This window comes from Nitrososphaera viennensis EN76, from assembly GCF_000698785.1.
Taxonomy (GTDB): Archaea; Thermoproteota; Nitrososphaeria; order Nitrososphaerales; family Nitrososphaeraceae; genus Nitrososphaera; species Nitrososphaera viennensis.
The window spans coordinates 423,047-442,221 of the sequence record NZ_CP007536.1; the positions used below are offsets into that span (position 1 = coordinate 423,047).

Sequence of the window (19,175 nt, forward strand, 5' to 3'; positions counted from 1 at the left end):
TATTATGAAACAGGATGCAATGCCACTTCCATACGGGGCGCTTGACTACTACCAGATACACTACATCGTCAGTACGGGCGATAATAATGGCGCAAACACGCAGCAATTTCTCGCAAGGTGTGAGCCGATAACCAAGGGCCACTTTTCAGAGAAGCGAGTCGTGGCAGTCAAGTGGACGGGAGCAAGTGCATTTGCAGACAAGCTGCAGCAGGACGAGCGCCTTACCGAGCTGCTAAAGCAGGTGCTCCTGCACGAGCGCGAGGTCCGCGTCGACCCGCTTGACGGGCACGTCAGGATCTACGGCCGGTGGAACCACGATGAGAACCTGAAGGCAAACCCTGCAATGGTAGAGATCGCAGACATTATAGCCGGCCACATCAAGGCCGCGCTCTAAGCCACATCTTTTTTCATCATCTCGTTAGCTTTAATAATCGTGCAGAGGTCTCTTGCACCCTGAAGAATATTGATGAGTGGTTTAAAATTTGACGGTAAAACAGTTGTTGTCACTGGAAGCGGCACAGGCATCGGCCAGGCCATTGCCAAGAGGTTTGCCGAGGCAGGCGCCAACATTGTCATCATGGGCAGGCGCAAGGAGCCCCTTGACCAGACAGCCGAGATACTAGACGACATCATCAAAAAGGCCGGCTCAAAGGGCAGGGTCGCCACCTTTCCCGGGGTAGACGTCTCTGACGAGGACGGCATCAACGCGATGTTTGAAGGCGTCAAGAAGCAGTTTGGCAAGGTCGACATCATCGTCAACAACGCCGGCGTTTCCGGGCCGGTCAAGACTTTTACAAACGCAAGCGTCAAGGAATTCCGCGAGTGCGTGGCAATACACCTGACTGGAACCTTCTGGACCTCTGCCGCAGGGCTGAAGGCGATGGAAAAGGGAGGCAAGATAATCACGATATCTACATTCTTTTCGGAGGAAAACAGGTACGAGCAGCGCCCGTACCGCTTCAGGACGCCGTACACCGCCTCGCAGGGCGCCAAGAACAGGCTGGCCGAGTGCCTCGCATGGGAGCTGGCCGAAAGAGGCATACGCTCGATTGCCACGAACCCCGGTCCGGTGCACTCTGACAGGATCTACAAGACCGTGTATCCAAAGGCGGCGGCGGAGTTTTTGCGCGTTGGAGGATATCCGGGACTTTCGTCAACAGAGGTCGAGGTAGTCACTGCAAAGGCACTCCCATATCTCGGCGATGCCGACGATGTTGTGAAAAAGGCGTGCAGGGACGCGGCGACTGAAATCGCGACAAAGCGCGGCCAGTCAGACGAAGTGACTGTTTCAAAACTTGCAGAAACCGTTCAAGGTGCGCTTGCCAAGATGCAAGAGATTGCCGAGAAAATCCAGGGCAACACGAGCAAGATGATAGTGGACAGCGAATTTCTTTCACAGGACGAGGTCGCCGAGATGGTGCTGAACCTCTCTGACGAAAAGATAAGCAAGCTGATAAACGGCAGGGTGATACCAAACGACCGCGTCTTTTACCCTGTCAAGCCGATTGTCGGCACAGGCGTCGATATACTGCCCGGCTCTGAACTGAAGGGCAAGGTAATCGTGCTGACGACAACGTCATCTTCTGCTAAAGACATTGACAGGGTGAAAAAGGTCGCAGGGATCGCGCAGGTCGCAGGAGCCAAGCAGGTCATAGTCCTGTACCGAAACAAGGCCGACGAAGCTCATTTCAAGGAATTCCACAGCCATGCGATCGATTTTCTCGACGAAACGGCAGTGAGGCGCATATTCAACACCGCCAAGACGCACTTTGGCCCGATTGACGCGGTCATACACTTTACCGGCGACTATGACTACAACTCGGCATTTAGCACGATGTCAAGGAAGCAGTGGGAGAGCCTCATCGACAACTTTGTCTACATACCCGGCATGCTGGTAAAAGAGTCGGTAATCGCTATGGCCCCGGAAGGCGCGCTTGCCGAGCCGGCCAAGTTCAAGGGAACCAAGGGCACGGTCACCATAGTCGGCCCAGACGCCCCTGTCGGCAAGAAAATATCAGGCACGCTTCGTGCACGCGCTGACGTGTTCCGCGGGGCGCTGAGGCCGTACACGGCGACTACGAACCAGGAGCTTGGCGACGTGCTTGGCTCAAACATCAAATTGCACTTGGTGCTTGCAGGAAACAGCGAAGGGGCAGAGCCAAATGCGGACAGGCTGCATGCCTCCATCCTGAGCCTTGCGGCAGGCGCGGCGCTCAAGCGAAACGAGGCAATATTCTATATCGACGAAGCAAGGAACTAATGACTACCCCTTCTTCCTTTTTTTGACTGCTATCTACAGTTTTACGCCAAATCCTTCAAGGATGAACGTTATGGCCACCATTATGAGCACAATGCCAAGCATCTTTCTAAGCAGCGTTTCCTTGGCATTTTTTGACCACCTGGCTCCAAGCTGCGCGCCGATAAACGCGCCGGCAGAAAGCGCCACCGCGTAAAGATAGTTTGGGTTGCCCACCGCAGCATGCGTGAAAATCCCTGCAAACGACGTTATCATGAGCGTCAGCTGCGAAGTCGCCGCGGCATTGCGCATCGTCATGCGGTGGATGAGGAGCATCACCGGTACGAATACTGTGCCTCCGCCCACGCCAAAGAGGCTCGATATTATGCCTGCTCCAAATGTTATCGCAAACACCGCCGCGTGCTGCACAACAGACATCTTGCGTTGCCCCCTTTCCTTCAATATGGAGCTCTTGAACACGACGTACGCGCCTACCGCCATCAGCAGTATGCCAAAGTACAGCTTGAACTCTGCATCAGATATGCCCCCTGAGATGAACACCCCGAGCACCGCGCCTGGCACCGCCGCCATTGCAAGCTGGATTGCGCGCCTGTAGTCGATCCTATTTTGGCGCGAGTATGCCACGGTTGACGATACGCTTGTCGACGTGACCGCAAATAGGCTCGTAGCTGCCGCCTGGGCATGCGGAAGACCCATGAACGTGAGCGCCGGCACCATGATTATGCCTCCGCCCACGCCCAGCATGGAGCCTAGGGTGCCGGCTCCAAGGCCGACTGCCACAAGCACTATAACGGTGGTGACGATGTCAAGCAAAGGCTAGAACCTGATTGTAGGCCCAGATTCCTTAAAACTCTACCTCTTCTAGGCGCCGTCCTTCCACGCGTTGAGGACAGTTATCACCTGCGTGCCGGCGACGCCCGGTACCGTCTTTATCCTGCTTGCAACGATGTCGGCAAGGTCGCTTGGGCCCCTTGCCCTCACCTTCAGAAGCAGGTCGCCGTACGTGTGCGTCTCGTGCACCTCTGCCACGACGTCAAGCGCTGCAAGCCTTTTTGCAACTTCTGCAGTTCTTCCCGGCGCTGCATTGAGAAGGACAAACGCGATTGCGCCCTGTCCCATTGCCATCGGGTCTATTGATATTGTGAACCTGCGAATGACTCCAAGCCGGCGCAGCTTGTTCACCCTGTTCCTCACAGTGCCTTCCGTCACCCTTAGCATGCCTGCGATCTTGACTGACGGAGTCGAGCTGTCCTTTTGCAGGATCTCGACAAGCCTGATGTCAAGCTCGTCAATGTCTGCTGCCGCCGGCCTCACAGGACAAGCGTTGTACCTGCTTGCGCTTTATAGTTTTGTCGTTGCTGTTGTAAACATATTAACCCGACTACTTTAAGCAAATGGGTAGAAATTGCGCGTAATCCTTGTGGGCTTTGGCGTTGTTGGCCAGAGTTTTGCAAAGCTGCTGCTTTCACGCTCTGCAGACCTTTACAGCCAGCACGGGATAAAGCCGAGGATAGTGGCATGCGTCGACAACAGGGGCTCTGCCGTGTCGCCTGCCGGCCTCGACCTTGAGCGCCTGCTTGCGGCAAAAAAGGCCAAGGGCACCGTCGGCGCGTACGAGAAAAAATCTGCAAAATTCGACCCGTTGCAGGTCATTGAAAACGTCGAGGCAGAAGTCGTGATAGAATGCACGCCAACAGACCTCTCGACGGGCGAGCCGGGGACCTCGCACATCATATCGGCGATGAGGACGGGCAAGAACGTCATCAGCATAAACAAGGGCCCGCTTGCGCTTGCGTTTCCATCGCTGATAGAGCTGGCAAACTATAACGGGGTCATGTTCAGGTTCAGCGGCACCGTCGGCGGCGGCACCCCGATACTGGAATTTGCAAAGCGCTGCCTGAAGGGCGACAGGATAATCTCGTTCCAAGGCATACTGAACGGCACGACAAACTATATCCTCAGCAAGATGGAAGAAGGCCTGACGTACCAGAGCGCCCTTTTGGACGCCAAGGAAAAAGGCTACGCCGAGGCCAAGCCCGAGCTTGACACGGACGGCTACGACGCGGCGGCAAAACTGGTCATCATGGCCAACTGGATAATGGGCATGAAGGTGACCATGAAGGACGTGGCAAGGACCGGGATATCAGAAGTCAGCGTCGCAGACGTCGAAAAGGCGCAGTCGCGTGGAAACGCGATAAAGCTGATAGCGGCATGCGACAGCAGGCGCCTTGAGGTCAAGCCTACCCCGGTGTCAAAGAAGGACCCGATATGCGTCAACGGCACGCTCAACGCCGTCACGTTCTCGTCAGAGCACTCGGGCTCGCAGACAATCATAGGGCGCGGGGCGGGCGGCATGGAGACTGCAAGCGCGGTGCTTCGCGACCTCATAGAGATCCGGGACACCATTTTTGAGCGCTAGGGGGCATCTTGCGCCTGAAAAGGGGCGCAATCGGCCGTGTTAAAACCCTTAACCTGAACTGTCAAGCGGCAGAAACAAATTACCTATAAATATCCGATTTGCATTAAAATTCCTATAACATCAGCATGCAGATTTTAGATGCAGACACTGAAAAAACTGAGGAAATTGCAGGAGGGGAGATTGCCTGCAACCACTGTGGCAAGAGGCCTGCAGAGATATTCCAGGTGACAGGCGACTATTGCATCGAGTGCTGGCAGGCCATAACGCACACAAACGCCTAGTTAGCTAGCCTATCCTGAATCCCCCAAACGAAACGCCAGTGTTGTTTGACGTGGTTTCTGCGCGCTGGTTTATCCCGAGTATGTCTATAAGCTCGCGCAGGTTCTTTGTCTGGAACAGGACCGGCCCCGGCCCGGTGCATTTGGTCACAAAGCCCTCTCCTCCAAGTATGTTTGTCTTTAGGCCGCCTATCTGCGTGACATTGTACTGCACGCGTTCGCCAAGCGCGACCAAGTGGTAGTTATCCACGCTCATACTCTCGCCCGGCAACAGGTCCTTCTGCACGATTCCCCCGTAGGCGTTTGCAAAGAGGTCGCCTTCCCCAGTTGCCTTTAGCATGAAAAATTCAGATCCAAAAAGCCCCTTTGTGAACCCCTGCCACTGGGTGTCAAGGAGCACGCCTGCAGTCGACGCGACGTACGAGCCGGACTGGACGATAAAGCCGCTTCCCGGCTTGATGTCCAGGCGCACAATGTCGCCGATGGGCGGGCCGGTCAGCCCTAGCGAGCAGTCGCTTTTTGCGATAAAGTCGTTTACAAAGAACGACTCGCCTCCAAGCGCCGTGACCTTTAGTTTCTTCAAGAACCCGCCTTCTCTTGTCCTCGTCTTTATCTCGATATCGCCTTTCATGTAGACCATCGCGCCGGATTCAGTGGTTATCTTTTCTCCTGCAGACATCTGGACCTCAAGGAGCGCCATGGGCGCCTTGACTATGCTAAACTGCATGTCCTCGACACGGCCTGTATGCGTATAAAGTTGTGCCTGCGCAAAAAGAAGAAGATGATGGATGGATGGATGTAAACGATAATTAACGATGGGAAACATAGTCTGCCTGAGAAAAACTGAAGATCTCGGTCCTTTCTAAAAGCGAAACTTCTGACCTCGTTGACAAGATGAAGGCGCGCTGGCCCGCCGGCACGATCCCAAAGGTCAAGACGTTCAAGGTCTACGAAGTAGACGAAAGCAAGCACCTGCTAGTATCAGACGAAATTACCTGCGTGCAGGTCAAAGACTACGTCATCCCATTCCTTGCAGGCAAACCCGAGACGCTAGCGCAGTTTCCGTCAGTCAGGGTGGACATGGGAGCGGTCAAGTTTGTGTGCAACGGCGCCAAGGTGCTCAGGCCCGGAATAGTCGAGTTTGGCAGCTTCAAAAAGGGCGACATTGTCACAGTGCAGGACCAGACGCACGGCAAGATGCTTGCCGTCGGCATTGCGCTTGAGGACAGCGAGACTGCAAAGACAATGCAAAAGGGCTATGTCGTCGACAACCTGCACTACATCAGCGACAAAATATGGGAAGCGTACAAGGAAATCTGATGATGCCGATGATATCTCCATAATGCTTGGGAGCGAGAAAATGGCTTTTCCTTATTCAGTACCTGTATCTGGTAAAGATTTAAAGATAGATTTAAATCATACCTGTTCTACACAAGGCTATTGTCTAACAACGGGCAGGCCACCTCAACCGTCGAAACAGCCACCCACGTACGTGATGTATCCAGACAGGCCGCAGTAGCAGAATTAGAGAACATAGGCGTCAATGCAAGTCTTTTCGAATCGCTTACAGTAGACCAGCTTTCGGATCTCCTGTACAATCTCAATAGGGTAATCATAAATTCAAATGCCAATCCAATGAACCACCAAAGAACGAAAGGAGTCGTTCTCTCTGCAGTTGACAGAAAAATATTGAAGGCATTGCTGGAATGTGGCGGCAACCCCTCCTCTCTACAATTATCAAGGGAATTAGACATACCACTAACCACTGTTCAACGAAGGCGGAAACGGCTTGAGGAGGAATTCATCAGCGAATCATACAGCCTAAGGTATGAGAAATTCGGCAAAAGGCATATCACATTTATCGTATCGCTTGGTGTGGGAGACAGATATGAAGTCACAAAGGAAATTCTTGTTCTTGAAAAAGTGAGTGCCCTCACCAGTACGTTTGGAGACGGGGCAGACCTAAAGGTTGAAGCAATACTGGACAGCAACCAAGAATTCATAGAGATATCCGAGAAAATCAAGTCCATTTCGGGTATCCAGAAAATCTCGTGGTTTGAGTCAATTGAAGTCTTGGGAAGAAAGAAAGAGACCGATCTCTCAATAATAGGAGAGGAGTAGGAGAGAGAAAGCCTAGTTCCTTATCGGAACCGTCTCTTCCCTTGTGCCGTTACGGCTCACAACCAGCAGGTCAATCCCATCGCCTGACGAGGCGTCGCGCTGCGTTGCTGATCTGACTGCCTTTATTGCCAATTCCCGGGCGTTTTCCTCGCTCATGCCCTGCTTGAACTCTGCGTCCATTATGCCTAGCGCCATTTCCGCGCCCGTGCCGACTGCCGCGTACTCGTCTGGAAGGACCGAGCCGAGCGGATCAAGCGTATAGATCTCTGGCTTGTCGTTTACACCGCCGACAATGACCTGGGTGAGGAGCGGAAAGTACCTGCGCTCAAACATGATGACTGACATCAGCTTGGCGACAGAGTTTGGTGCAACCTCGCGCCTTGTCTCCAGCTTGCGGATTTTCGCAAGTGCCTCGACCTGCCTGACAAGGACCGTCATGTCTGCCACCATGCCTGCGCAGGCAGCACCCACATGCTGGGTGACAGGGAATGTCTTTTTCATGTTCTTGTTTACGACAAAGTTGCCAAACGAAACCCTCTTCTCTGCGGCCAGGACCACGCCATTGTTGTACGAGATTCCTACCACGGTAGCGCCCGGCATGAATTCAAAGGCCATATATCTATCGCTCTAATTCGCGCTGGCAGTTAGATATAGTCGTTTCCGTCCCCATCTAGGCGTGCTTTAGGACGGAATAGTCGTGGATCCTGATTGCTTCAGAGACGAGGCGGTTCTGCAGCTCCAGAGCTTCCTTGCCTTCAGGGTGCTTGGCGCTTGCTATGGATTCTGCGACCATGTTGATGATGTGCCTCAGCAAAAACTCGTCGCCCCTTGAAGACTCTGCCTTGTACGTCGAGTTGGCCTTGTTCACAAAAACGACGTTGTCGCTTGTGAAACTATAGCGCGAGTCTGACTCGTCCTCGTACGGGATTACCTTGAAGCCGATCCTCTTTAGCGCAAACGTCTTTTTCACGATTGGCTTGCGGATCTTTTTCGTCCTGATGACCGTGCCGTCGACCTGCTTTTCGTCAACGACATCGACTACCTCTCCGCCCTGGACGCCTGCCGTCGCCTCCTCCACCGGCACGGACCGGTATGATTGCGGCTCGGCTATTGCTGTCTCTTGCCTTGCGTGCTCGGCCTTGCCCATGCCGCTGCTTTCAGGCGCAATCGGCTTGATCTCTTCGTATTCCTGCACCTGCGCGCCGGCAGACCTTGCCGGGTGCTCATCATCATCATCGTCTTTGCCAGATTTGGTACCAGTCCTCACGACCTCCTTTACGTCGACCATCTCGTAGCCCTGCACTTCCTCCTGCGTCTCCAGAGTCTCAACCATCGCCTGGCCTAGAACCTTGTCTATCTCCCTATAGATCTTTGACTCTTCTCTTGTGATCAGGACGTCTTCGTACTCGGTCAGGCTGGGGATTACGGTGTCAATGACAAACGTCTTCATGGCCTGGTTGAACTTGAGGTATTCCTCGTCCTCTATCAGTGCCGACTTGTCGGCAAACCTCGACGTGAGCGTGTCGCACCTGACATAGCCGGTGACGCGGTTGAGCTTTGTGTCAAAGCCAAAGTTGCTGCGAGTCACAATGTGGTTTCCGACCATGACTGCGATCCCGCGCTCCTCGTCCGAAAGCGGCCTGCGCGCTATTACTATCTCGCCCGTTATCCTGCCACCGTCAAGGCTGACTGGGATCTTGTGGCCCTGGATGTCCGGCGCCGTTATCTTTTGAGCGCCGGAAAAGTCCCACTCTGAGAACGAGTCGGCAGACTTGATGAATACCTCGAACATGGGCTGCCGCAGTATTGCCAGCTTGCGGATCTCCTTTGCCAGCTTGAAGATGTCGCTTTCGACCTTTGATCCGGACATTACAAGCTCGGTTCCGTCGCGCTTTAGCGCCGGCTCGTTCAGGTCGTCAAGTGCGGCGTTTCCTGTGAAAAGCCTGTCAAGGACGTTTCCGTCGATCATGAATGCCTTGTGGAATGAGCCTCGCCTCGTCCTTATCTTCATGCTGTCAAATGATGTGAGAAACGACAGCCTGCCGGTGCCGTACCTGCCCGTCCTTATCCTCTTTAATTTCGGGGAAATAGACTCGATCTTTTTGTGAGGCGAGCCGAGAAGCAAGAACTTTTCCATGCCGTTCTGGTCCATTCCTGCGTCATCCTCTATCGATATTCCGTTCTTCAGGACTGTCACGAGAACCTTCGTTGCATCTTCATCAAAGGCGTTTTCAACCAGCTCTTTGACGATTTCAGTTGGGGAAACCCACGTTTTAGTTGCGAATTCCTTGAAAAACGACGGGTGAACCTTGAGTTGAGTGGCCATCTCGTGAGAAGTAAGCTGTATACCTTTATTAAATATGCGCACGGTGCAACGATTAACAATCTACTCTAACGGTTCTGACCTGAAAAAGAGGGCAAGCTTGCATTTTCTGGGTTGTTCTCAACTCTGCGCAAAAAGATGGGTGGTGGCGGCAGTAGTGATGTGGTTGCGTTGCCTCAGCTGCCTGTTACCTTGAGGGTGCCCACCATGGCAGGATGGAGCGAGCAAAAGTACGGGTAGTCTCCTGCTTGCGTTGGCTTGAATTCAAGCGTCTTGCCTGGCGGAATCAGCTCCGGGCTCTTGTCAGGCTTGGTGCCGAACTTGCCGTCTGGAGCTCCGCTTGAGCCTGACTCTACCGTGTGCAGAGCGCCATCCTTATTCGTCCATACCACCGTATCACCCACGTGTGCTTCGGCCGGGTTTGAAGAAAATGCGTCGTTTGTTTTGGTCGATGCTCCTGGCACAATGTCGATGTTGACATTGGCAGCATAGGCTGCCTGGCCTGCAAGAGCAAACGCGGCTGTTGCCAAAATGGCCGCAATTCCTGCGGCCAGTGTTGTTGCTTTTCTGTTCATCAATAGCCGCGACCTTTATAAAAAATTAAAAGAGTTTTGAAAAAAATGTAGAAAACTGTTGTAAGGTGTTTCCTGCCCCTCCCCAAGAGGGATGAGGCCCTTTTCGGCAGTCTCTGTGCCTTTGCTTGTCAGGCCATTTCTGACAATTGCCAGTGGGATGGCCCTGCTGCTGTAGTAGCATCCTGGCCGCAAGCTAGATATGTTTTTCCACGCAAAACCCTGCCGTGAACAAATGCGCCTGCGGCAGGGAAGTCAAGTCGTTTGAAGCGTGCTCTCCGCTTGGGTGCACGACGTTCTTTGTATGCTCGGGATGCTTCAAGGAGACTGCCAGTTGTTCTTGCAGCTCTTCTGCGGATATTACTACTACTGCATGATCCTGTAGCGCAGGACTGCGCCTATCTTGCCAAGTGATCCCAGCTGCGCGCCTTCCTCTGTCTGGCCGGAAATCACCTCAAGCCGAGTCCCTGTCATTGTCGCAAGCTCCTGCAGGTAATCGACGATGTCTTTTTCAACGACTTCAAAATCGGACGTGCCGCAGACAGGGCATGGCTTTGACAGGACCTCCTGCTTGGTCGCGGTGAGCGCCGCGCGGTCGATTATCTTTTCCTGCACGTTCTTGCAGGACTCGCACTTGAAATCCAGTTTCACGTAGGAAATATCGCTCGTGACGAGCACGAGGTCTGCCATGTTGCCCTGCAGCGCCTTGACGACGTCGAAAATGCCGTAGATGCCAAGGCCCTTGCTCGAATGGACCTCGCCCATGAACTTTCTGATGAGCTGCTTTTCCTCCATGACGCGAAATTCAGCCAAAATGCCGTCCTTTTGCGCCTTGTCTATTATCTCGCGCACGCCTTCGTCGCCAGAGTACGAGGTGTCAAGCGTCGCCAGCACGTTGTTCTGGAGGCGGTAATCGAGGTACTCTTCCTTCAGAAAATTCTCCTTGGTCGGGCCCGGCCCGCCGACAATTATTCCCCTGACGTTGAACTGGTCGATAAAGACTGCCTTGGCGTGGTCCGCGACGCGGTGGTAGTATTCGTTCAGCTCGTTGTCGCGCAGGCGCTCAAACCTTCGGGCGGACTGCCCTCCCTGCCGGTGCTTGCCTGCCACGCCAGAGGTCAATGAATCAATCGCTTCCCACCTGTCGCCAGTCAGTATGCCAAGGCCTGCCTCCTGGGTGTCTATGGCAAGGATGCCGATCACCTTTTCGTCTTTTAGCATCTCCCTGAGGTGGTCGGTCCAGAAGTGGTCGTCACACCTGTACAGGCTGATCTGTACCGGCTTTGGTGGTATGACCGACGTCAGCTCTATCTTTTCGGTGCCAAAGCCCTTGCCCGTCGGTATGGCACCACAGAATATCACCAGGCCGTTTTCGGGCGTCTCTTTGAACAGTTTCAGGTGCTCCATGGTCCTGCTCAGGGCGTCCTGCACGTGGTTCCTTGTCAGGTCTGACTTGATGTTGGACGCAGTGCCCGCCTCGTTGCGCAGCTGCGAAATGACATCAAATATCGGGCGCCTTGGAGGCACGTACACGGTGACAAGCTCGGTGCCATGGCCGGTTATACTTGACAGTTCGTTTATCATCTTGGTCAGCTTGTACCGCTTGACCGAGTCCCACTTTTCTGCGCCATTATTATTGCCGTTTCCCATGGATCGCCGTAACAGCAAAAATCCGCACGCACATAATATAAAACTACGCAAAAAACCCGCAAGACTATATAAGTTGAAAAAGACAAAATCAAGTTGTTTGCTACCGCGCCTAGAGTACATAAAACAGGCAAGGATGCGCCTTGGAATAACCCAGCGCAAGCTGGCCGGTCTCACGGGGGTGAGCACCTCCATGATAAACCAGATCGAGTCGGGAAGGTGCAAGCCCAGCTACGAGACTGCGCGCAAGATCTTTGAAGCCCTTGGCTCGCTTGAGGGCAGGACGTCGATGAAGGCCGGCGACATCTGCAGCAGGAAACTGATATCCGTCCAGAGGGACGAGCAGCTCCACGAGGCGATAGACATGATGCGCCAAAACTCTATCAGCCAGATACCCGTGCTTGACGGCTCAAAGGTGGTCGGGATACTGACTGAGGACGGCCTTGCCAAGATAATGGTGGAAAAGGACGAGGGCGAGCTCAAGGACGTCAAGGTTTACCAGGTGATGGAGTCGCCTCCGCCCATAGTAGACGTGTCGACGCCCGCAAAGGCCCTAGTACCGCTTGTGCGGTTTGCAAAGTGCATACTTGTAAGCGAAAAGGGAAACGTGATGGGAATAGTGACGATAACTGACACGCTAAAAATGGTCGAGTAGCGACTACTACTATTACTTGTCGCGCAGGCTTTCCAGGCCGACGCAGCAGTCAGCGCACTTCATGCACTCGCCGCAGATGCTGACCTCGCTTCCCACCGGGAGTGTCGTGCCGCAGAGGGCGCATTCCTTTCTTTGTGGTGGTGCCTGCACTTGCGCTTTCTTCACGAAGGCATACACACAGACTCGGTATTTGAATTCTTCTGCCTTTCCAAATAATTAAACGGCGAAGGTTTTTGGCATTCGATTGCTACTGCAGAAGAAAGAGCGTTGCAACGCCTATGGCAAAGCAATAGAACGCAAAAAGGTAGAACTTGCCCTTGATAACAAGCTTGATGAGCGCGCGGATTGACACATATCCAACAACTGCAGAGACAAGCGCACCGGCCACATACGACTCGATGCCTATCGAGGAAAGCAGTACCTTCTCCTCTTCTTCCATTGTTAAAGTGTCGACAATGGTGGCGCCTAAAATGGCGGGGATTGACAATAGGAAAGAATACCTTACGAGTTGCTCTCTTTCTACGCCCCTGAACAGCCCGGCAGAGAGCGTTGCGCCGCTCCTCGATATGCTGGAAAATATCGAGATTCCCTGTCCAACTCCGATTAGCACGGCATCTAAAGAGTTTAGATTCTTGTGCCCTTGTTTTAGAAATCCTGTTATCAGCACAAGCGCCCCGGTAATAACAAATCCGGTGGCAATTGAAACTGGATCGTAAAAGGAAGACTCAAAGAAGGAGCGGAACACTATGCCAATTATGCCAGTGGGTACTGTACCGACTATTATCAGCAAGAGCATCCTTCTTCCTTGGGGATATTTTAGTCCGGCCGCACCTGGATTTTTTGAAGCAAAAATGGACCTTGCAATCCCTGCCAAGTCTCTTCGATATATTGCAAAAACTCCCGCCAGGGTGCCGATGTGGAGGATTACGTCAAAGAAAACGGGGACTTGCAAGTCCATCGCGAGCTGGACAAGGGCAAGGTGTCCAGAGCTGGAAATTGGCAGCCATTCTGTCAGCCCTTGCACTATTCCAAGCATAATTGATTGAAAAATGTCTACTGCCGCCAAGCTGCTATACAACCTGTTCTTTTAGCAAGCATAAATACACATTGACATTTCTTGTGCACTTAAAATTAATCTATGTAGATGAGTTACTAAAGCAGTGATGTGGTAGGGGATAGATATATCGTATAATTAATCAAGCAACGGTTTTAAGCGGCAGGCCACCCTGTCGTTCCAGCTGCAAGAAAAATGAACTCGCTTTCAATCGTGTTTTCTTCAAGCAAGGCGCATGTTGCCCTTGCCGCTGCAGTTGCGGCCGGCTTTTGGGTGCTGATGGCGCACTTTGACCAGCTGCTCTTTTTTTCGCCAATCCTTGCCTTTGACGTGCCGCCGAGCGGATGGCCCGGTTTTGCACTTTCCACCATGACGGCCGGCATGCTTGGAGTTGTCGTGAGCATGAACGTCTACATATTCAGGACGTCTACGGTAAGGATAGGGACATCGTTCTTTTCCGGCTCCGCCCTTGGCGTGCTGTCAAGTGCCTGCGCGGGCTGCACGTCGGCCGGCTTTTTCATGGCCACCACGTTCGGGGTCGCCGGCGCCGCTGCAACTAGCATATTTGTGCAATACCAATTGCCCCTGCGCATAGTCTCCCTCGGCCTTCTTGCGTGGGCGCTTTATTCTGCGCACAAGCGCGTGACTCAGAGCTGCGCACTGAAACCAAACAACAACAATAATAACAATAACAATATGGAAGAGCGGCAGTAGTTGGAAATGCCGACCGGCCCTTCCATATTGTGAATGAAGTAAGCCGAGGCTGTCGACTTACAGAAACAAGACATCCAGACAAGGGCTTTTACCCTTTATCCAAACCGCTTATGATTTGTTGCAAACGCCTTTGAGCAGGCAGGATCCGGTGAATCGACTTTTGGCGTTTTTTCTTCCTTCCTTCCTTCTTTCTACTACTTGAATTCTTCTTCAAGGATCTTGCGCTTTTTGCTCATCTGGAAGAGGCTGTCGGTCCTTTTCAGCGCCTCTTCCCTCGGGCGCCTAAACGCCATCGACTGGATGAGCAGGTGGTTTTCCGGTATCACCATGCCCGTCTGGTCGTCAGAGTAGCCCAGTTTCACCGTGTCGTCCTGCACGCGCAGTATGTCGCTGTGTATGTGGACCATGTTGGTGTCGCCGTGCGCAAAGCCAAGCTCCATCGCCTTTTTGCGGACGTCTCCCGTGCCCTTGGCGGAATTCAGTATGGCCACCCCAAACTCGTTTCTGTAACATTCAAGCAGTTCGTCCTTTGTTGGCGCTTTTCCGTCAAAGCGTATCGCCATGTGGTGCAGGTGCATCATCCTTGAAGGCACCTTGAAGGCGTCGACGTACAGGTTGGCGTCAGGGATAAAGTCCTTGACATCGTCCTGGTGGTGCGGGTGCCTGTCCCACTCGATCGAGTCCTTGACAGCCTTGGTGTCCTCAAGGTCTGCCCACCTCCTGATGAGCGAGACGTCCCAGCGCTTTATGCGCGGGCCGTATTTCTCGACAAGCGGCTGCATTATGCGGCCCATGCCAGAGACGTTGCAGCTTCCCTGTATGACGTACGTGCGCCCCTGCGCCTTGGAATAGTTTACGCGTGAATTGTGGATCATATCTGCCACTGCCATTTCGCCGTGGCGGTCCTCCCCTCCCTGGAATATTGCAGTCTTTTTCATGGGCTCGTACATCGCCTTTTTGTTCTCAAAGCCACCTCCTTCCTTTGCCGCGTCTACCACCAGGTCTGCCGCGGCAACGGCGTCCTTGACCGGGCCCGTGACATTGTAGCCCTTTTCCTTAAATGCGGCAACCATGTTTTCCGGCACGAAAACGCTGTAGCGGTTGTCCAGCGCCTCCTTGACCTTGTCGTCTATCGTATACTTGGCAACTCCGACAAACTGGATCTCCTTGTCTGCAGAAAGCGCGGTCGCTAGGCGCCGGCCGATGTTTCCATACCCGTTTATGAAGACCTTGACCAAAATCATTCTCACTCTCTTTTTTCTTTGGGGGCAAGGTGTTTTTGCAAGTCTTGGATTATATATCTTCCCAGATTCCTGCCTAGAGTTTTCCTTCATGGGCGAAAAAGCGCACTAGATTTAAATACAATAAAGGCACTTTTCCGGTGGAGTCAAATGGAAAGAGGCGGTCGCTTTTGGCAGCGGTACAGCAGCAGCCCGTCCACCGAAGGTTGCTAGGTCTTCCTTGGCCAGAAAGAAAAAGAAAATCCTAGTCATCGACAACTATGACTCTTTTGTGTACAACATCGCCCAGCTGCTGGGTGAGATGGACACCGAGCCCACGGTCGTAAGAAACGACAAGATAACGCTTGCGCAGATAAAGAAGATGAAGCCTGACGGCATAGTCATCTCGCCAGGCCCCGGCCACCCTGCAGACAAGAAATACTTTGGCGTCTGCACCGACGTGATCCGCCAGCTTGGGCCCAAGACCCCGATACTTGGAGTCTGCCTGGGGCACCAGGGCATAGTGCATGCCTTTGGTGGCAAGGTGATAAACGCCAAGAAGGTCAGGCACGGCAAGACAAGCACCATAGAATACAGTGACAACAGCGACAGGCTCTTTGGGGAGGTGAGCAATCCCTTCAGGGCAACCCGCTACCATTCGCTTGTTGCTGACAAGGAAACCATCCCTGACTGCCTGGAAGTCACGGCTCGCGCCAAAGACGACGGCGAGATAATGGGCATCCGGCACAAGCAGTACCCGATTGAGGGCGTCCAGTTCCACCCCGAGTCAATACTGACTGGCGAGGGGCGCAAGATACTCTCCAACTTTCTCTCGCTGGTGGAAAAATAAAATGAACACAGCGCAGCAGGCGGACCTGCGGCCTGCCATACGCAAGCTGGTTGCAAGGGCCGAGCTTTCAGAGGCTGAAATGGCAGATGCGCTTGATTCTATACTGGCCGGCGAGGCTTCCGAGGCGTCGATTGCGTCGTTCCTTGTTGCGCTTGCCATGAAGGGAGAAACGCCAGCGGAACTTCGCGCAATCCTCCAGTCAATTAGAAAACATGCCACGAGGATAACGCCCGCAGTTGGCGGCCCGCTCATCGATACCTGCGGGACCGGCGGGGACTCGATAAGGACGTTTAACGTCAGCACGGCCGCGGCAGTCGTGGCAGCTGCCGCAGGCGCCAAGGTTGCCAAGCACGGCAACAGGTCCGTGTCTGGGGTGTGCGGGAGCGCAGACTTTCTCGAAAGCGTCGGGCTTGACCTGAACGCGCCGCCGGCAAGAGTGCAAAAATGCATAGAAAAAACTGGCATCGGCTTTTTGTTTGCGCCGGGTTTCCATCCCGCAATGAAGAACGTCGCGCCTGCAAGAAAGACGGTCGGGATACGGACGGTCTTTAACGTGGTGGGGCCGCTGAGCAACCCCTGCACCAACATTTCGGGCCAGGTGATAGGCGTCTTTGAGCCGTTTTTCATGGAGACGCTTGCAGAGGCCTGCCGGGGCTACATCAATGAGGCAATGATAGTGCATGCGGCAGACGGCTTTGACGAGCTGTCAAACACGTGCGAAAACGACATCCTGTGGGTGACCGGCGACGGCCAGACAACAAAGCGCCTGCGCCTGAGCCCCAAGGTGGTAGGCATGGCAGTCGCAAGACCCGAGCAGCTGGTGGTGACTACGAAGGACGAATCGATAAAGAGCACGCTTGCCGCGATATATGGCAACGGCCCGCAGGAAAAGGAGGACATGGTGGTGCTCAACGCTTCTGCGGCGCTCGTGGTGGGCAAGGTCGCAAGTGACCTGAAAGAGGGAGTGGAAATTGCCCGGGGCGCAATAAAAAGCGGACAAGCGCAAGAAAAACTTGCGCAGCTTGTCAGCGAGTGCGGAAATAAAGAAGTGCTAGAGCAGGCAGAAAAGAAATACCTTCTTCTCTAGCTCACCACTACTACTCTTCTGCCGCGTCCTTGGACTTCTTTTTCGGGGTCTCGTCAGTGTCGTCGATGCCCTTTTCGTTCACTGTGAACCTGACGTCAGAGTAAGGGTGGTACGGGCTGTCGATTATCTTGGCCACCCTGTCGTTTCCTGCCTTTCTCAGGTAGATGCGGTATGTGGATGCATGGCCTATCACGTTTCCGCCTGCAGGCTTGGTCGGGTCGCCAAAGAACGTGTCCGGCGTTGACTGGACCTGGTTTGTCACGATTACTGCGACGTTGTAGATCTCGGCTATCCTGACCAGCTTGTGCATCAGGCCGTTGAGGCGCTGCTGCCTGTCGGCAAGCGTGCCCCTTCCAGCAAACTCGGCCCTGTGGAGCGAGATGATGCTGTCGATTATTATCATCTTGGCCTTAAAGTCGTCAATGTACTTGCCCATCGACTTGACAATAAGCTCAAGGTGGCTAGAGTTGTATGCCTTGCAAATGGCGATGCGCTTCAACACTTCGCCTGCGTCAAGGCCCCTTGCCCTCGCTATCTGGTCGACCCTCTCTGGCCTGAAAGTGCCTTCGGTGTCTATCAGTATCACTCCACCGCCGAGGCCGCCGTCAGAAGGCGGCTGCTGCGCCGTGACGCACAGCGTATGGCATATCTGGGACTTGCCAGAGCCGAACTCGCCGTAGAATTCTGTTATTGCCTGCGTCTCGATGCCTCCGAGCAAGAGCTCGTCGAGTGCTCTTGCACCTGTAGAGCAGCGCAGGAGCGACTTTCTCTTTTCAAGCTCGACGTCTGCAGTGGTAAACTCGTTGTCAAGGACACCGCTTTCGCGGAGAAGTTTCTGCGCTGCCATGATAAAGTTGCTAGCAGTCTCTTTGGAGCCGCCAAGGTCGGTCGCAAGCTCGTCTGCAACGGCAGTAGCCAGCTCCATGACTGAACTGATGCCTGCCTCTCTCATCTTGCGAGCAGTGGTCGGCCCGATGCCTTCAATGTCTTCTATTTCTAACTCCACAACATTCCTGGAAGTTTCGGTCATTTCTGTCTGTTACGGTACTGATGGAGTATATAATATCCGGCGCACCTGTGGGGGAGGGAGGGGTAGTAGATGGGTGACGGCGGTGGTGGCGTCGTCCGATTTTTAAAAGGTGAAAAAACGTCCGGGGAGAAACCCGGACAAACACACATGACTTTTACTTACTTTTTCTTCTTTCCTGCCTTCTTCTTGGCGGCCTTCTTGGCAGGCGCTTTGGCCTTGGCCTTGGCGCCGCCTCCGCTACCACCGCCAATCTTGAACATCTTGGTCCCGCAGACCGAGCATGTTCCAGACAGCGCGTTGCGTCCGTTCTTCATGGTGACCTGTTTTTCTCCCTTCATTTCCCTCTTTGCTTTACACTTTACACAATATGCTTGTGTTGCCAACGTGGCTACGTCCCGCACGCTTGGATATAAGAATAGCTCCAAGATGGCCGATTTTCGGTCGTTTGGGCATGAAATTGGTGCAAAGTTGCTCAAAATGCGGCCACCAAATAAAAAAATCTGCAACCAACGAGAAAAAATAGGCCATTTTTGGCTCAAAGTGCGCCAGAAAGCTTGTCCCGCCGCATACCTGCGGTGGAATCCGCTACCCCTCACTGCTCGGCAATGTCTTGAAATCGGCATACGTCACGAAGGAATTTTCGGTGCCCAGGTCTGTTTTTCGAATGCTTGTGGCTAGAGGATTGGCGGTTTTCATATAATGCTCGTGACCTTTGCCCAAGGCGGCTTGCTATTTTTTTAATGCAACCTGCATACACTATCTGTAAGAGAAAGCAGGAGGGTCATTACCGCCTGTTTCTTCTTGCAGGATGAGCCATTACAGATCTTTTGCCAGCTTGAAAGAGGTGCATATCCTCACATCCATTGCCACGGATGCTTTTTGAGATGCAGCGGCAACTTCTCGGCATAGAGATTATATTTTTATACTAATTTTGCTCGTATCTTGAGT

General features: G+C 53.4%; 21 protein-coding genes and 1 pseudogene. 10 read left to right on the forward strand and 12 right to left on the reverse strand.

Annotated features, from left to right (window positions below):
* Positions 1-4 precede the first annotated feature (4 nt).
* Both NVIE_RS02560 and NVIE_RS02565 read left to right on the forward strand, forming a co-directional pair.
* Positions 5-394 (forward strand): hypothetical protein, encoded by a 390-nt coding sequence (locus tag NVIE_RS02560; protein WP_075053881.1) that lies wholly within the window; start codon positions 5-7, stop codon positions 392-394.
* Positions 395-466: 72 nt separating this feature from the next.
* A complete protein-coding gene (locus NVIE_RS02565) occupies positions 467-2,260 on the forward strand; it encodes an SDR family NAD(P)-dependent oxidoreductase (RefSeq protein ID WP_075053882.1) in 1,794 nt (597 codons plus the stop codon).
* 33 nt (positions 2,261-2,293) lie between these two features.
* Here NVIE_RS02565 and NVIE_RS02570 read toward each other — a convergent pair whose 3' ends face one another.
* Together NVIE_RS02570 and NVIE_RS02575 are read right to left on the reverse strand one after the other, a co-directional pair.
* On the reverse strand, positions 2,294-3,070 hold the full coding sequence (locus NVIE_RS02570) for a sulfite exporter TauE/SafE family protein (protein WP_084790583.1): 777 nt from the start codon (positions 3,068-3,070) through the stop codon (positions 2,294-2,296).
* Positions 3,071-3,118: 48 nt separating this feature from the next.
* Positions 3,119-3,571 carry an Lrp/AsnC family transcriptional regulator gene (locus NVIE_RS02575; RefSeq protein WP_075053883.1) on the reverse strand — a complete coding sequence of 151 codons (453 nt, stop codon included), beginning with the start codon at positions 3,569-3,571 and terminating at the stop codon, positions 3,119-3,121.
* A 91-nt stretch (positions 3,572-3,662) separates the two neighbouring features.
* Here NVIE_RS02575 and NVIE_RS02580 point away from each other — a divergent pair, with 91 nt between their 5' ends.
* Both NVIE_RS02580 and NVIE_RS15150 read left to right on the forward strand, forming a co-directional pair.
* Positions 3,663-4,676, forward strand: a complete 1,014-nt coding sequence (locus NVIE_RS02580; RefSeq protein WP_075053884.1) for a homoserine dehydrogenase — start codon at positions 3,663-3,665, stop codon at positions 4,674-4,676.
* Between the two features lie 125 nt (positions 4,677-4,801).
* Positions 4,802-4,957 (forward strand): hypothetical protein, encoded by a 156-nt coding sequence (locus tag NVIE_RS15150; RefSeq protein WP_158435051.1) that lies wholly within the window; start codon positions 4,802-4,804, stop codon positions 4,955-4,957.
* A 4-nt stretch (positions 4,958-4,961) separates the two neighbouring features.
* Here NVIE_RS15150 and NVIE_RS02585 read toward each other — a convergent pair whose 3' ends face one another.
* Complete coding sequence (locus NVIE_RS02585; protein WP_075053885.1) at positions 4,962-5,681, reverse strand: TIGR00266 family protein; 720 nt, start codon at positions 5,679-5,681, stop codon at positions 4,962-4,964.
* Between the two features lie 122 nt (positions 5,682-5,803).
* Here NVIE_RS02585 and NVIE_RS02590 point away from each other — a divergent pair, with 122 nt between their 5' ends.
* Positions 5,804-6,274 (forward strand): PUA domain-containing protein, encoded by a 471-nt coding sequence (locus tag NVIE_RS02590; RefSeq protein ID WP_227717533.1) that lies wholly within the window; start codon positions 5,804-5,806, stop codon positions 6,272-6,274.
* Positions 6,275-6,394: 120 nt separating this feature from the next.
* On the forward strand, positions 6,395-7,075 hold the full coding sequence (locus NVIE_RS02595; protein ID WP_075053887.1) for an Lrp/AsnC family transcriptional regulator: 681 nt from the start codon (positions 6,395-6,397) through the stop codon (positions 7,073-7,075).
* Between the two features lie 12 nt (positions 7,076-7,087).
* Here the strand turns inward: NVIE_RS02595 and NVIE_RS02600 are convergent, their stop codons facing one another.
* The 4 genes from NVIE_RS02600 to prf1 all read right to left on the reverse strand — a co-directional run bounded on the left by NVIE_RS02600 (position 7,088) and on the right by prf1 (position 11,620).
* A complete protein-coding gene (locus NVIE_RS02600) occupies positions 7,088-7,690 on the reverse strand; it encodes an Ntn hydrolase family protein (RefSeq protein WP_227717448.1) in 603 nt (200 codons plus the stop codon).
* A 55-nt stretch (positions 7,691-7,745) separates the two neighbouring features.
* Positions 7,746-9,401, reverse strand: coding sequence for an ATP-binding protein (locus NVIE_RS02605; protein WP_075053888.1), 1,656 nt, complete (start codon positions 9,399-9,401; stop codon positions 7,746-7,748).
* A gap of 173 nt (positions 9,402-9,574) precedes the next feature.
* Positions 9,575-9,973 (reverse strand): cupredoxin domain-containing protein, encoded by a 399-nt coding sequence (locus NVIE_RS02610; protein WP_084790585.1) that lies wholly within the window; start codon positions 9,971-9,973, stop codon positions 9,575-9,577.
* Between the two features lie 363 nt (positions 9,974-10,336).
* A complete protein-coding gene (prf1, locus tag NVIE_RS02615) occupies positions 10,337-11,620 on the reverse strand; it encodes a peptide chain release factor aRF-1 (RefSeq protein ID WP_075053890.1) in 1,284 nt (427 codons plus the stop codon).
* A 97-nt stretch (positions 11,621-11,717) separates the two neighbouring features.
* Between prf1 and NVIE_RS02620 the strand changes: the two genes are divergently transcribed.
* Positions 11,718-12,272 carry a CBS domain-containing protein gene (locus tag NVIE_RS02620; protein ID WP_075053891.1) on the forward strand — a complete coding sequence of 185 codons (555 nt, stop codon included), beginning with the start codon at positions 11,718-11,720 and terminating at the stop codon, positions 12,270-12,272.
* 12 nt (positions 12,273-12,284) lie between these two features.
* On the opposite strand, the gene NVIE_RS15155 is transcribed toward NVIE_RS02620, so the two are convergent.
* Together NVIE_RS15155 and NVIE_RS02625 are read right to left on the reverse strand one after the other, a co-directional pair.
* The gene (locus tag NVIE_RS15155) at positions 12,285-12,437 is read right to left on the reverse strand and encodes a hypothetical protein (protein WP_158435052.1); all 153 of its coding nucleotides are present in this window, start codon (positions 12,435-12,437) and stop codon (positions 12,285-12,287) included.
* Positions 12,438-12,519: 82 nt separating this feature from the next.
* Positions 12,520-13,338 carry an undecaprenyl-diphosphate phosphatase gene (locus NVIE_RS02625; protein ID WP_144239434.1) on the reverse strand — a complete coding sequence of 273 codons (819 nt, stop codon included), beginning with the start codon at positions 13,336-13,338 and terminating at the stop codon, positions 12,520-12,522.
* Between the two features lie 183 nt (positions 13,339-13,521).
* On the opposite strand from NVIE_RS02625, the gene NVIE_RS02630 reads away from it, so the two are divergent.
* Positions 13,522-14,040, forward strand: a complete 519-nt coding sequence (locus NVIE_RS02630; protein ID WP_227717449.1) for a hypothetical protein — start codon at positions 13,522-13,524, stop codon at positions 14,038-14,040.
* 194 nt (positions 14,041-14,234) lie between these two features.
* Here NVIE_RS02630 and NVIE_RS02635 read toward each other — a convergent pair whose 3' ends face one another.
* The gene (locus NVIE_RS02635) at positions 14,235-15,284 is read right to left on the reverse strand and encodes a type II glyceraldehyde-3-phosphate dehydrogenase (protein ID WP_174405458.1); all 1,050 of its coding nucleotides are present in this window, start codon (positions 15,282-15,284) and stop codon (positions 14,235-14,237) included.
* Positions 15,285-15,501: 217 nt separating this feature from the next.
* On the opposite strand from NVIE_RS02635, the gene NVIE_RS02640 reads away from it, so the two are divergent.
* Entirely contained in the window at positions 15,502-16,110 is a 609-nt protein-coding gene (locus NVIE_RS02640; RefSeq protein ID WP_075053893.1) for an anthranilate synthase component II, read from the forward strand.
* Between the two features lies 1 nt (position 16,111).
* Positions 16,112-17,197, forward strand: coding sequence for an anthranilate phosphoribosyltransferase (trpD, locus tag NVIE_RS02645; protein ID WP_075053894.1), 1,086 nt, complete (start codon positions 16,112-16,114; stop codon positions 17,195-17,197).
* A 10-nt stretch (positions 17,198-17,207) separates the two neighbouring features.
* On the opposite strand, the gene radA is transcribed toward trpD, so the two are convergent.
* Together radA and NVIE_RS16255 are read right to left on the reverse strand one after the other, a co-directional pair.
* Positions 17,208-18,227, reverse strand: a complete 1,020-nt coding sequence (gene radA, locus NVIE_RS02650; RefSeq protein WP_075053895.1) for a DNA repair and recombination protein RadA — start codon at positions 18,225-18,227, stop codon at positions 17,208-17,210.
* Positions 18,228-18,472: 245 nt separating this feature from the next.
* A pseudogene (locus NVIE_RS16255) lies at positions 18,473-18,610 on the reverse strand (DUF5679 domain-containing protein); the annotation flags it as partial.
* Positions 18,611-19,175: the final 565 nt, after the last annotated feature.

What these genes read in the sequence shown, in the direction of transcription:
- NVIE_RS02600 (WP_227717448.1), bottom strand. Translation starts at nt 7,690, where the DNA reads ATGGCCTTTGAATTCATGCCGGGCGCTACCGTGGTAGGAATCTCGTAC.
- trpD (WP_075053894.1), top strand. Translation starts at nt 16,112, where the DNA reads ATGAACACAGCGCAGCAGGCGGACCTGCGGCCTGCCATACGCAAGCTG.
- NVIE_RS02630 (WP_227717449.1), top strand. Translation starts at nt 13,522, where the DNA reads ATGAACTCGCTTTCAATCGTGTTTTCTTCAAGCAAGGCGCATGTTGCC.
- NVIE_RS02610 (WP_084790585.1), bottom strand. Translation starts at nt 9,973, where the DNA reads ATGAACAGAAAAGCAACAACACTGGCCGCAGGAATTGCGGCCATTTTG.
- NVIE_RS02635 (WP_174405458.1), bottom strand. Translation starts at nt 15,284, where the DNA reads ATGATTTTGGTCAAGGTCTTCATAAACGGGTATGGAAACATCGGCCGG.
- NVIE_RS15150 (WP_158435051.1), top strand. Translation starts at nt 4,802, where the DNA reads ATGCAGATTTTAGATGCAGACACTGAAAAAACTGAGGAAATTGCAGGA.
- radA (WP_075053895.1), bottom strand. Translation starts at nt 18,227, where the DNA reads ATGACCGAAACTTCCAGGAATGTTGTGGAGTTAGAAATAGAAGACATT.
- NVIE_RS02560 (WP_075053881.1), top strand. Translation starts at nt 5, where the DNA reads ATGAAACAGGATGCAATGCCACTTCCATACGGGGCGCTTGACTACTAC.
- NVIE_RS02585 (WP_075053885.1), bottom strand. Translation starts at nt 5,681, where the DNA reads ATGCAGTTTAGCATAGTCAAGGCGCCCATGGCGCTCCTTGAGGTCCAG.
- prf1 (WP_075053890.1), bottom strand. Translation starts at nt 11,620, where the DNA reads ATGGGAAACGGCAATAATAATGGCGCAGAAAAGTGGGACTCGGTCAAG.
- NVIE_RS02605 (WP_075053888.1), bottom strand. Translation starts at nt 9,401, where the DNA reads ATGGCCACTCAACTCAAGGTTCACCCGTCGTTTTTCAAGGAATTCGCA.
- NVIE_RS02565 (WP_075053882.1), top strand. Translation starts at nt 467, where the DNA reads ATGAGTGGTTTAAAATTTGACGGTAAAACAGTTGTTGTCACTGGAAGC.